We start from the raw sequence: 12,924 nt of genomic DNA, 5'->3' as shown, positions 1-12,924 counted from the left end.
GATCGGCTCGTCGACCGCACTGGTCACTGTTGCTGTCCTCCACTGGCTCGGCAGCGCGCGGCGGGCGCTGCGCCCGCCAGTATCAGCGGCCGTTGTTGCCGCTGCCGTTGTCCCTGGCCGAATCCTGACCCTCAGGCCTCTCGGACTGCGTCTCGCCCTGCTCGGAGGAGGGCTGCTGACCGCGTTCCCAGGAGGGGGTCCAGTTGTAGTTCGAACCGGACGGGTTGGTGGCCGGGGTCCACCCAGGTGGAGCACCGTAGTTCGGCGGGACCGCGGAGGGAACCTGCTGGCCGGACTGCGGCTGCTGGATCTGCACCGTGCCCTGGTTGGCGCCGGCGCCCGCCGGTGCCTCCTCCTGGACCTGGGTGCCGTTCTGCTGCGCACCGGTGCTCGACGCGGACGGGGCCGGCATCGGCTCCTCCTTGACCGGGGGCCACGGCTCGCCGCGCTCCTTGGCCAGCTCGCCCGGGGTCTTCACCGGCGGCTTCTCCGACGGGGTGCGCCCGCCGAAGTCGTTGAACGCGGTGATCCGCGGCCGCTTCTCGACCCGCGAGAAGATCCGCTCCAGGTCCTTGCGGTTGAGCGTCTCCTTCTCGATGAGCTCGAGCACGAGGTCGTCGAGCACGTCGCGGTAGGTGTTGAGCACCTCCCACGCCTCGGTGTGCGCGGCCTCGATGAGCCGGCGCACCTCCTCGTCGATCTCGTGCGCGACCTCGAGCGAGTAGTTCGGCTGCTGGCCGGCGGTGCGGCCCAGGAACGGGTCGCCTTCCTCCTTGCCGTACTTGACCGCACCGAGGCGGGCGGTCATGCCGTACTCGGTGACCATCGCACGGGCGATCTTGGTCGCCTGCTCGATGTCGCTGGAGGCGCCGGTGGTCGGCTCGTGGAAGACGAGCTCCTCGGCGGAACGACCACCCAGCGCGAACACCAGGCGACCGATCATCTCCGAGCGGGTCATCATGTCCTTGTCGTCCTCGGGGACGACGAGCGCGTGACCGCCGGTGCGGCCGCGCGGCAGGATCGTGAGCTTGTAGACCGGCTCCAGGTCGGGCATCGCCCACGCGGCCAGGGCGTGTCCGCCCTCGTGGTAGGCGGTGATCTTCTTGTCCCGCTCCGAGATGATCTTGCTCTTGCGGCGTGGGCCCCCGACGACGCGGTCCACCGCCTCCTCGAGCGCGGCCGAGTTGATCAGCTGGCCGCCTTCCCGGGCGGTGAGCAGCGCGGCCTCGTTGACCACGTTCTCCAGGTCGGCACCGGAGAAGCCGACCGTGCGCTTGGCGAGGCCCTCCATGTCGACGTCCTGCGCGAGGGGCTTGCCCTTCGAGTGCACGCCCAGGATCGACTTGCGGCCGCGCAGGTCGGGCGCCGAGACCGGGATCTGCCGGTCGAAGCGGCCCGGGCGCAGCAGCGCGGGGTCGAGGATGTCGGGGCGGTTCGTGGCGGCGATCAGGATGATGCCGCCGCGGGAGTCGAAGCCGTCCATCTCGACGAGCAGCTGGTTCAGCGTCTGCTCGCGCTCGTCGTGACCGCCGCCGAGGCCGGCGCCGCGCTGGCGGCCGACCGCGTCGATCTCGTCGACGAAGATGATGCAGGGCGCGTTCTGCTTGGCCTGCTCGAACAGGTCGCGCACGCGGGAGGCACCGACACCGACGAACATCTCGACGAAGTCGGAACCGGAGATCGAGTAGAAGGGCACACCGGCCTCGCCCGCGACCGCGCGGGCCAGCAGCGTCTTACCGGTGCCGGGCGGGCCGTAGAGCAGCACGCCCTTGGGGATCTTCGCGCCCAGGGCCTGGTAGCGGCCCGGGTTCTGCAGGAAGTCCTTGATCTCGTGGAGCTCCTCGACGGCCTCGTCGGCGCCGGCGACGTCGCCGAACAACGTCTTGGGCATGTCCTTGGTGAGCTGCTTGGCCTTGGACTTGCCGAAGTTCAGGACGCGGTTCCCGCCGCCCTGGACGTTGTTCATCATCCACATCAGCAGCAGCACGAGCAGGCCGATGGGCACGAGGTAGAAGAGCATCTGCACCCAGAACGAGTCCTGGGTGACCTTGGTGTTCCAGTTGGGCACCTTGGCGTTGCGGATCTCGCCCACGACCTGCTCGGTCGAGCCGGCGGGGTAGTTCGCGATCAGCTGGTTGCTGCCCTGGAAGTTCTGGCCGTCGCTGAGGGTCAGCCGGACCCGCTGCTCCTTGTCCTCGATGGTCGCTTCTTTGACCTTGCCCTGGGCGATCTGTTCCAGGGCCTGCGAGGTCGAGACTTCGCGGTAGGCGCGAGTCTCGTCGAAGAGCACGCTGAACGCGTAGATCAACAGAAACGCTGTCAGGATCCACAGCAGCGGGTTGCGGAGCAGGCGCTTTCGGTCCATTCACTTGCGGCCGACGGGCGGCCTCGACCCTCCCTGACTGTTACTTCGGGTGACGGCTGCTGATGCGGACACCCACCATCAACCCCTTCAGACCAGCGTACCGGCCGATGCGCGGGCACGACCATGCCGCGCCCAGCACAGGGCGCCCAGCCTACTAGGATCGCCCCGCCGCACGAGGGCGGGACGATCCACATCCGCGCATCACACGCCCGAGGTGTAAACCTTCGGATCGAGCGTGCCGATGTAGGGCAGATCACGATAGCGCTCTGCGTAGTCGAGGCCGTAGCCGACGACGAACTCGTTCGGGATGTCGAAGCCCACGTAGCGCACCGGGACGTCCACCTGCACGGCGTCGGGCTTGCGCAGCAGCGTGCAGACCTCCAGCGACGCGGGGTTGCGCGACGCGAGGTTCTTGAGCAGCCAGGACAGCGTCAGGCCGGAGTCGATGATGTCCTCGACGATCACCACGTTCTTGCCCGCGATGTCTCGGTCGAGGTCCTTGAGGATCCGCACGACACCGGACGACGACGTCGACGAGCCGTACGAGCTGACCGCCATGAACTCCAGCTGCGCCGGCTGAGGCAGCGCGCGGGCGAAGTCGGTCATGAACATGACCGCGCCCTTGAGCACGCCGACCAGCAGCAGATCGCCGCCCTGCTGGTTGTCCTCGTCGACCTGCTTGGCCAGCTCCGCGACCTTGTCCTTGATCTGCTGCTCGGTGATGAGCACAGAAGCGATATCGCCGTCGTACACGGCTCGGCTTCCCCTCTTGTCGGATCAACAATTCCCCAAGCCGGAGACCCGCCCCGACGCTGATGCCGGTGCACCGTCAGCCATTCGGCGGCTTGCGGCCCGCCGTCTCCACCCGAAGCCTGCCATGCGCTCGTCGCAGCACAAAGTCACCGGGCAACGCCGGGCCACCCTGCCCCCGCCAGTCGGCGACCAGCCCGTCCGCCGCCCGCAGGTGCGCATCGGTCATTTCGGGCACCCCCTCCTCGGCGAGCCAGTCCCGCAGCACACGCCGCCGGACGGCCGCGGGCAGCGGCCGCAGCTCGGCGCAATCGAGGCCGTGATCGGCGCGGACGCGGCTGAGCTCGGTCTCGGCGACCTCCTCCAGCGCGTCGCAGTCCTCGCGCAGCTGACGGGCCGTGCGGGCCAGCGCTTCCGCCACCCCGCCCTGCAGGACCTCCTCCAGCAGCGGCAGCACCTCTGTGCGCAACCGCACACGGGCGAAGCGGGCATCGGTGTTGTGCGGGTCGTGCCACGGTTCGAGGCCCTGGGCCCGGCAGGCGGCCTCGGTGGTCGTGCGTCGGACACCCAGGAACGGCCGCGCCCACGGCGGGTCCAGCGAGCGCATCCCCGCGATCGACCGCGCACCGGACCCGCGGCCGAGCCCGAGCAGCACGGTCTCGGCCTGGTCGTCGAGGGTGTGGCCGAGCAGCACCAGCGATCCACTCGGGCGCTCGGCCCGCAGCGCCACGTACCGGGCCTTGCGGGCCGCCGCCTCCAGACCGCCCATCCCGTCCACGTCGACCTCCACGACCTGCGCGGACATCCCGATGGCGGCCAGCTGCTCGACGGAGCGGGCGGCGATCGCGTCGGAGCCGACCTGCAGGCCGTGGTCGACCACGATCGCCTGCGCCTCCACCCCGGCCTGCCGCGCCACGTGCGCGGTGGCCGCGGCGAGTGCGAGCGAGTCGGCACCCCCGGAACAGGCCACGACCAGCGGCGATCCCTTGAACGGCGCCGCGTCGGGCGAGGCCAGCGTCCGCCGCACGGCAGTGCGGGTCTCGCTCACAGCGGGATCAGGCGGCATCCTCCGATTCTCCCCGGCACCCTGGAGCGCGCGCGTCAGGCCGGTCAGCCGTGGACCCGCCGGATCCAATCGGCCGGCACGCGGATCTCCGCCCTGGTCGGGAGGTTGTCCGGGTGCGCCCACACCGCGTTGAAGCCGGTCATGCCGATCCGCTCGACCACCTGGGCGGTGAAGGCCGCGCCTTGCGCGTACTGGCGGATCTTGGCGTCCACGCCCAGCAGGCTGCGCAGGATGCGGTCCAGCAGTCCGCCGCCGTTGCGGCGGTCGGTGAACCGCTGGCGGATGGTGCCGACGCTCGGCACGACCTGCGGGCCCACGGCGTCCATGACGTGGTCGGCGTGGCCCTCCAGCAGCGTGGAGATCGCGATGATCCGGTCCAGCGCGGCCCGCTGCTCCGGTGTCTGCAGCAGCTCGAGCACGCCGAGCATGCCCGGGCTCGAGTCGCTCCGCCGGGCCGTGCGGGCCTCGCGCACCACGTTCGGCAGCCTGGTCAGCAGCTCCGCGGTGCTGCCCTCCACCTGCGAGAGCAGCTGTCCGAGACCGGCGGTGAAGTGCTCCCGCAGCCACGGCACAGCGTTGAACTGCAGCCGGTGGGTGGACTCGTGCAGGCACACCCACATCAGGAAGTCGTCCGCGGGCACGCCCAGCGACCGCTGCGCGGCCACGATGTTCGGCGCCACCAGCAACAACCGCCCGCGCTGGCCCTCGACGCGGGACTCGCCGTAAGGGTCGAACTGGCCGAGGACCTTGCCGCCCAGGTAGGCCAGCACCACCCCGGCCTGCACCCCGGCGCTGCGCGTGCTGATCTGCCCCAGCACGTCGCCGCCGGGCAACGCGGGCATCTCCACGGTGGACAGGGCCGCGCTGGTGAGCTCGGAGAGGCCGAAGGCCGCCCCGCGCACCCAGTCGGGACGGTCCACCACGTCGCCCTCGACGGCGGGCAGGTCCAGGCCCAGACCGGTCTGCTCGCGGACGTGCTCTTCGGCTTCGACGCTGAACCGCCGCAACGAGCGCACAGCTCGCTGGGCGTCGGCGCGCGGCACTTCCGGCCCCGGCTTCATCAGCCGGACCGCGGTGCCCACGGCGACGTTCCAGTCCAGCGCCTTGGGCGCCCCGACGGCGGGAGTGGCGTTCACGACGTCGACGGTACCCGCCGGAGCACCCGTCGGGCAGGGCTCGCGGGCCGCGACCTGCCCCTGGAGTCGCTGTTCCCGCTGGTCAGCGGCAGCCGCAGCCGCGGAGGGTGCCGGCGAGCTCATCCAGCGCCGGTCGCGCGACCGAGGAGCTGGTGCCGTTGGACATCATCGCGAAGACGAGCAGCCTGCCGTCCTGGGTGAGGACGCTGCCGGCGAGGCTGTTGGCTCCGTCGAGCGTGCCGGTCTTGGCCCGCACCCAGCCCTTGCCCGGGCTGCTCTGGTACCGGTCGGCGAGGCTGCCGCTGCCGCCCGCGACGGGGAGGCCCGGTAGCAGGTCGCGCAGCTTCGCGGAGGCCTGCGGCAGCACTCCGTCCGGCCCGGCGGGCGCGGTCGCCTTGTGCAGCAGCTGCCCGAGCAGCTTCGGCGTGATCCGGTCGTCCAGCGACAGCCCGCTGCCATCGGCCATCGTCGTGCCGGTGACGTCGATCCCGTTGCGCTGCAGCACCTCGCGGACCGCCTCGGTGCCTCCGGAGAACGACGGTTCCTTGCCGGTGGCGATGGCGACCTCGCGGGTCAGCGCCTCGGCCAGCACGTTGTCGGAGTGCAGCAGGACGTTCTCCACCAGCTCGGACACCGTCGCCGAGCGCACCTGCCCCAGCACCTGCGCGTTCGCCGGGGCGTCGCCGGGTGCCGCGGTCGCCGCGCCCAGCCTCGTGGCGAGCTCCTGCCCCGCCTGCAGCGCGGGGGTGGAGGTGCGCGGGCTGTAGTCCTTCGTGGGGTCGACCCGGCCGCCGTCGAGCATCACCGGCTCCACCGGCGCGTAGAAGCCCGCCGCCACGTCCTGCGGCAGCCAGCCCGACGCGGCCGTCGGGCCCCGGTAGCGGCTGGTGTCGACCAGCACGGTGTTGACGTTGCCGCCGGACGCGGCCTTGACCTGCGCGACCAGGTCGTCCAGCTTCGGCGCACCCTCGTACACCGATTCCTGGTCGCCGGACAGCGATGACAGCGTCGGGTCGCCGCCACCGACCAGCACCACGGTGCCCGGCTGGCTGCCGCGCACGACCTTGGTGGTCAGCCGCGCGTTGTGGTCGAGCGTGAGCAGCGCAGCGCTCATCGCCATCAGCTTGCCCGTCGAGGCAGGAGTCAGCGGCTGGCTCGGGTTCTGCTGCCACAGCACGTCACCGGTGCGGGCGTCCATGACGACTCCACCGAGCGTGCCCAGCGCCGGGTTGCTCGCGGGCCCCGCGAGCGCCGAGCTGATGCCGGACTGCGCGGGCCTCGGTGCGTTCCGCCCGAGCGGCTTGATCTTCGGGTCGAGCCGGACGGGCGCGGGCGGGTCGGCGATCTGCGCCTTGCTCAGCGCGTCGACCAGCGACGGCCCGAACGCGACCGACACGCCCAGCAGCACGACCAGGCCGATCGCGATGCCGATCAGCGGGCCGCGGCCCTTGCGGTCCCTCGCCGCCGCGACGGGCTGCCGCTGCATCGGGATCTGCTGCGGCACCGCCCGCGAGGCGTGCCGGTCGGACGTGTCCGCGGGCTGGTGGGGCGCGGCGAGCCCGGTGAAGTCGTCCGGGCTCGCGTAGGCCTGCTGCGGTTGCTGCCGTTGCGGCGGCTGCGGGAGCGGCGGAGGGGGCGCGAGGCCTGCGCTCTGGTCGGCCTGCGGCGTGCCCAAGCCGGCGAAGTCGTCGGCCGAGGCCGTCCGCGGCTCGTCGACGTCGATCCGGTCGATCCACTGCGTCCGCTCCGCCGAGGTCTCCGCCGGAGCCGAGGTGCGCAGGTCCTTGAGGTCGATGCGGGTCGTCTGCTCGGCAGCGGACTCCGGCGGCTCCGCCTCCCGCCCCCGCTCCGCCAGGGCGTCGTCGAGCGCGGCCCGGGAGATCTGCTGGGTCGTCTCCGTGGGCCGTTCCTCCGGCTCCTCGTCGTCCAGCTCGTCGACGACCACCGGGGTGAGCATCTGCGTCTGCTCACCTGGCCACTCCGGCCCCGCGACGGTTCCCGAAGCCGGCGTCGCGTCGTCATCGACATCGACACCGTCGAGATCGGCGCCGCTCTTGGTGCGGGTGCCGGACTCGGTGGCCGTGCTGGTCCCGGTCGCCGTGGCAGCCCCGGTGCCGGTGGCGGCACCGGGGTCGGTGCCCTCCTCGTCAGCGCCGGACCCGGTCGCGGCACCAGCGCGGGTGTGGGTGTCGGGAGCGGCACCAGCGTCGGTCTCGGCGTCTGCCTCCGACCCCGTCTCGGGGCGGGGATCGGTCTCGGGGGAAGTTCCCGTGGGAACCTCCCCACCCGCCGTGGGCGCTTCCTCAGCGGCCACGTCCTCGTCACCGGCGGGTTCCGCTGCTGCTTCAGCCGGGCGGTCGGACGTCTCAGTGGAGACGTCGCCACCCGCAGCGGCGTCGACGTCGACGGCCTCGTCCTCGTCACGAGCAGGTTCCGCCGGAGCCTCGGCGGCTTCGCGCTCACCCGCGGACCCGGCCTCGGCGTCACCCGAGTGACCGGTGAGAACCCCGGCACCTGACGCGGACTCACCGGTGGCGTCCGCGTCCTCCTCACCAGCGGATTCCGCTTCCGCCTCGGCGGAGGGGGCGGACGTTCCAGACGGACCTCCCGCTCCCGCTCCGCTCGCCGCGGGGTCCTCGGACTCGTGTTCGGCGTCCCGCGCCTGGGAGTCGGCTCGAGAGGTCTCGTCCTCCGGCCGTCCGTCGCGGGAGTCGTCGGCTTCGGTCGTGTCGCCCTGAGCTGCCGGGGTGCCCTCGTCCCGTTCAGGAGTTCCGGCGTCAGCGGCCTCTGCCTCGGCGGACGTCGCTTCGTCGGACTCGGCTCCGACCGGCTGGTCGTCCGCGGACCCTTCACCGGAGGGCTCCCCGCTCCCGGGCTCCTCACCAGCGGTCTGGTCACCGGCAGAGCCCTCGCGGTCCGCCTCGTCGCTGGCCGACTCCTCCCCAGCGGACGCCTCGCCACTGGACCCGTCATCAGCGGAAGGCTCGTCACCGGACTTGCCCGTGGCGGACTGGTCGTCGGCAGGCGGCTCCGGAGGGGCTCCGGCCTCGGTGGTCGTCTCCTGCTGGTCAGCCTGCGGCTCGTCCGTGGACGTCGACGAGGTCCCGGACTGGTCGTCGGTGGGCTCCTGCCCGGAGGGTCCCGGAGCAGAGCCCTTCTGATCAGCGGCGTCGGCTGAGTCGGCGGCCGTCCCCGGTTCCGCCTTCGTCGCGAACTCGGCGGAGTCGTCCGCCTCGGGACCGGTGAGCTTCTGGGTCGTCGAGACCGCGTCCGCGAACGCGGTCTCCGAGAGCTTCACCGAGCCGGTGGACCTGCCCGAGCTGGAGGAACCACCAGAGCCCGAGTCCGGGTCAGAGCCGGTCGCCCCGTCGGAGCTGGTCTCGCCTTTGCTCGTGCCCGCACCCTCGGAGCAGGTGGACTCGGCGGCACCGGAGGCCTCGCTCGGGCCCGTCGCCCCGCCGCCTCCGGCAGACCCGTCGGCCGAGGGGGCGCCACCCTCGGTGTCGTCGAACAGGCTTCCCGCGACGCGGACCGTGGCGGTCGGGGCGTCCGCGGATGTGGTCTTGGTCCCAGACCCCGGGGTGCTCGAACCGGCCTGGCCCGATCCAGGTGCGGCTTCTCCGGTTCCGGCGGCGTCCTCGCCTCCGCTGCTCACCATGTGCTCCGCCGGGTCGTTCGCGGGCGGGGTGTTCTCCGACGTCTCAGCAGCTCCCACCGGGGACGGCGCAGCGGTGCGCGGCCTGTCGTCCTGGTCCGGCGAGCTCGCCCGGACGTCGCTCTCAGACACCTCACCCCGGGTGTTCTGGGGTTCGGGCACGTGCTCCTCCTCGACTGGAGATCAGACTGCCAGATTGCGAGCCATCGCACTGCGGTGGGGCCTGGAGACCGAGCGTGGTCCACACTAGACGTGGTCGCGCGCGCGAGCGTGCTTCTGCATCCGACGCAAGACGAGTGAGGAACCGCGTGGACTTCGACGTCACGATCGAGATCCCCAAGGGGAACCGGAACAAGTACGAGGTGGACCACGAGACGGGTCGTATCCGTCTCGACCGGACGTTGTTCACCGCCACGCAGTACCCGGCCGACTACGGGTTCGTCGACGACACCCTGGGTGAGGACGGCGACCCGTTGGACGCGCTGGTGCTGGTCCAGGAGCCGACATTCCCGGGCTGCCTGATCAAGTCGCGCGCCATCGGCATGTTCCGCATGCGCGATGAGAAGGGCGGCGACGACAAGCTGATCTGCGTCCCTTCGGACGACCCGCGCCAGGAGCACCTGCGGGACGTCCACCACCTCTCCGAGTTCTACAAGCTGGAGATCCAGCACTTCTTCGAGGTGTACAAGGACCTGGAGCCGGGCAAGAGCGTGGAGGGCGCCACGTGGGTCGGCCGTGCCGAGGCCGAGGACGAGATCAAGAAGTCGTACGAGCGCGCCAAGGAAGCGGGGCACTGAGGTCGCTGCCCGCACCACCGGAAGACCCTCCTCGCGGATGCGTGGGGGGTCTTTTCGTGCCTGACGAGTTCTCCACAGTTGTGGACAACTTCGTCCACCCCTGTGGAGAACTGGGGACAAACCTGGGGACGGACGCTCACCGGTACCGCATCTTCCCTGGTCGCGGGACTGTCCCCAAGGGCGAGCCGTCGACCCTCCGCAGTACCACCACGGGCTCCGCGGACGCGTGCCTTCCACAGCCGCGCACGTACGGCCGCCGTCTCGGTGGTTGGTAGAACCACCCCATCTCGACCTTCGCGCGCGCCACCGCGCGCTGGCGCACCACGATCCGCCGGACCCGTCGCGCCACTCCCAGGGCCGCGATCCCCGCCGCCGCGGCCAGCACCCACCAGGTCATGTCACTCCTTCCTCCGTGGGAAGGGATGCCCCCCGTTCCGTTCCATGACGACCTCTCGGCGGAGATCACCCTGATGGCCGTAAATTCAACGACCGTTGATTTCCGGAGCGCGGCGGGGTTACGGTCGGTCCACGCACGAGGAGGTGGTCGCCGTGCCGGTGCTGCGGCTCGACGAGGTCCACGCGGGGATGGCCGAGGTGGTCGGCGGGAAGGCGGCCAACCTCGGCGAACTGATCGAGGCCGGGTTCCGCGTCCCACCCGGCTTCGTGATCACCACCGAGGTCTACGGCGAGGTCTGCCAGGTCGACGACCTGCTCGACGACCTCCCCGGCTCGGCCGGCCACATCCGCGAGCGGATCTGCGGCACGCCCCTCCCCGCGGAGCTGGTCAGCGCGATCACCGGCGCCCACGCCGAGCTCGGCTCAGGTCCGGTGGCGGTGCGGTCGTCGGCGACGGCCGAGGACCTGCCGCACGCGAGCTTCGCCGGCCAGCAGGACACCTTCCTCAACGTCGTCGGGACCGAGGAGCTGCTGTCGGCGGTCCGCCGCTGCTGGGCCTCGTCGTGGTCCGACCGAGCGGTGTCCTACCGCGCGGCGAACGGAGTCGAGCACGCCTCAGTGCGGCTGGCGGTCGTGGTGCAGCGGATGGTCGACGCCCACGCCGCCGGGGTGCTGTTCACCGCCAACCCGGTCACCGGGGACCGGTCGGAGTGCGTCATCGACGCCAACACCGGGCTCGGCGAGTCGGTCGTCTCCGGCTCGGTCACCCCGGACCACTTCGTGGTGTCCGGGAGCCGGGTGACCACGCGCCTCGGTGACAAGCCGACCTCCGTCCGGCCCGCCGAGGGTGGTGGTGTGCGGACCGTCGGCCAGGACTCCGAGGTCGCGTCGGTCAGCGAGGAGCAGGCCCGCGAGCTCGCTGAGCTCGGGCGTGCGGTCGCCGAGCACTACGGCGCCCCGCAGGACGTCGAGTGGGCGATCGGCGCCGACGGGGTCTGGCTGACCCAGTCGCGACCGATCACCACGCTCTTCCCGCTGCCCACCCAGGTCGAGGAGGGGCTGCGGCTGTACTTCTCGGTCAACGTCGCCCAGGGCGTCTACCGGCCGCTGACACCGATGGGCGCCGCGACCACCGGCCTGCTGGCCACCGGCGTGCTGCGCGAGCTCGGGCTCCGCGCTCCAGGCGGGCGGCCCCGTCCACTCCGGACGGTCGACGGGTGGCTGTTCCTGGACATCACCGGCACCACCCGGAACCGGATCGGTCGAGCCGTGCTGCCCCGGATGCTGGCGGCGGCCGAGGCGCGCTCCGGGCGCGTCTACGAATCCCTGCTGGAGGACCCACGCTTCGCACCGGACCGGGGCGTGCCGTGGCGCGTGCTGGGAGCGCTCGCGCGATTCCTGGCGCGCAACCGCCTCCCCCTGGCGCTGGCCGCGGTGCTGCGCGATCCCGCCCGCGCCCGGGAGGAGGCGTTCCGCCGGGTCGACCAGCTCCGCGCCGACCTCGCTGCACCGGAACCGAGGACCGCGCGGGAACGGCTCGACGCCGCCCGGGACGCGCTGCTGCGGGTGACCGCACCGCGCATGGCGTGGGTGGCGCCGCGGATGATGCCGATCCTGCTGCTCGGCCGACTCCTGCCGACATTGGTGCGCGCGAGCGAGTCGGAGATCCACGCGGCGCTCTCCGGGATCCCGCACAACATCACCACCGAGATGGACCTCGAGCTCTGGGCGCTCGCGCAGCACACCGGGCCCGACGTCGGCGACCTCGCCACCCGCTACCGGGACCGTGCGCTGCCCGCCGAGGTCCTCTTCGGACTGGACGACTTCCTGGCACGCCACGGCCACCGCACGGCCACCGAGATCGACGTGGGCGTGCCGCGCTGGTCGGAGGATCCCGCCCCGGTGCTGGCGGCGGTGCAGAGCTACGCGCGCACCGGCGGCGCCGGGCACGACGCCGCGCAGCGGTACCGGCGGAGCGCCGACGAAGCCGAGGTGGTGGTCAGCGAGATCGTGTCCCGGCTGCCCAACCGGCTGCACGCCAGGGTCGCGGAGTTCCTGCTCGACCGCGTGCGCGGCCTGGCGGGGATGCGGGAACTGCCGAAGTACTGCGCGATCCTCGGCATCGCCAGCGCTCGCGAGCACCTTCGCGCGATCGGCGAGGAACTCCACGCACAGCGAGCGGTTCTCGATCCCGATGACGTGTTCTTCCTGGACTACGAGGAACTCTCGAAGACCGTCGATGGTGCCGACCAGCGCGATCTGATCGCCGAGCGGCGCGCCACCCACGAGCGCGAACTCCGCCGGAAGCACCTGCCGAGACTGCTGCTCTCCGACGGCACCGAGCCGGAAACCACGATGACGCAGGCGGTTTCGGAGAAGTCGTTGCGCGGGACGTCGGCCTCGGCGGGCACCGTCACCGGCGTGGCACGGGTGATCCGCGATCCTGCAGGAGCACACCTGGACGTCGGCGAGGTCCTCGTCGCCCCGTCCACGGATCCGGGGTGGACACCGCTGTTCCTCTCCGCCGCGGGCCTCGTCATGGAGATGGGCGGACCCAACTCCCACGGCGCGACGGTCGCGCGCGAGTGCGGAATCCCCGCAGTGGTCGGCGTTCCGGACGCCACCGCCCGGATCACCGACGGGCAGACCATCACGGTGCACGGCGCCACCGGCACCGTCGATCTCTGACCACAGAGGACGGTGGCACGTGAAGAGGGCGGTGCGCGACGGGAAACGCGCACCGCCCTCGGGGACACATC

The 12,924-nt window shown here is 71.8% G+C and carries 7 protein-coding genes; 2 read left to right on the top strand and 5 right to left on the bottom strand.

All coding sequences use genetic code 11. From position 1 onward, the window contains the following. Positions 1–82: 82 nt before the first annotated feature. From ftsH to dacB, 5 genes are all read right to left on the bottom strand, one after another. A complete protein-coding gene (ftsH, locus tag EIL87_RS10615) occupies positions 83–2,365 on the bottom strand; it encodes an ATP-dependent zinc metalloprotease FtsH (protein WP_125090067.1) in 2,283 nt (760 codons plus the stop codon). 201 nt (positions 2,366–2,566) lie between these two features. Further along, positions 2,567–3,118: a hypoxanthine phosphoribosyltransferase gene (gene hpt, locus EIL87_RS10610; RefSeq protein WP_125090066.1), complete on the bottom strand. Its 552-nt coding sequence runs from the start codon at positions 3,116–3,118 to the stop codon at positions 2,567–2,569. 76 nt (positions 3,119–3,194) lie between these two features. After that, on the bottom strand, positions 3,195–4,181 hold the full coding sequence (tilS, locus tag EIL87_RS10605; RefSeq protein ID WP_125090065.1) for a tRNA lysidine(34) synthetase TilS: 987 nt from the start codon (positions 4,179–4,181) through the stop codon (positions 3,195–3,197). 44 nt (positions 4,182–4,225) lie between these two features. Beyond that, positions 4,226–5,317 (bottom strand): zinc-dependent metalloprotease, encoded by a 1,092-nt coding sequence (locus tag EIL87_RS10600; RefSeq protein WP_233576168.1) that lies wholly within the window; start codon positions 5,315–5,317, stop codon positions 4,226–4,228. Between the two features lie 82 nt (positions 5,318–5,399). Continuing rightward, the gene (gene dacB / locus EIL87_RS10595; RefSeq protein ID WP_125090063.1) at positions 5,400–9,134 is read right to left on the bottom strand and encodes a D-alanyl-D-alanine carboxypeptidase/D-alanyl-D-alanine endopeptidase; all 3,735 of its coding nucleotides are present in this window, start codon (positions 9,132–9,134) and stop codon (positions 5,400–5,402) included. 146 nt (positions 9,135–9,280) lie between these two features. On the opposite strand from dacB, the gene EIL87_RS10590 reads away from it, so the two are divergent. Together EIL87_RS10590 and EIL87_RS10585 are read left to right on the top strand one after the other, a co-directional pair. Continuing rightward, complete coding sequence (locus tag EIL87_RS10590; protein ID WP_125090062.1) at positions 9,281–9,769, top strand: inorganic diphosphatase; 489 nt, start codon at positions 9,281–9,283, stop codon at positions 9,767–9,769. A 549-nt stretch (positions 9,770–10,318) separates the two neighbouring features. Beyond that, a complete protein-coding gene (locus EIL87_RS10585; RefSeq protein ID WP_233576167.1) occupies positions 10,319–12,853 on the top strand; it encodes a PEP/pyruvate-binding domain-containing protein in 2,535 nt (844 codons plus the stop codon). Positions 12,854–12,924 lie beyond the last annotated feature (71 nt).

The sequence above is a fragment of the Saccharopolyspora rhizosphaerae genome (assembly GCF_003931915.1).
In the GTDB taxonomy this organism is placed as follows: domain Bacteria; phylum Actinomycetota; class Actinomycetes; order Mycobacteriales; family Pseudonocardiaceae; genus Saccharopolyspora; species Saccharopolyspora rhizosphaerae.
The sequence above is the reverse complement of the archived record's forward strand: the minus strand, read 5'-3'. Positions and strand labels throughout refer to the sequence as shown.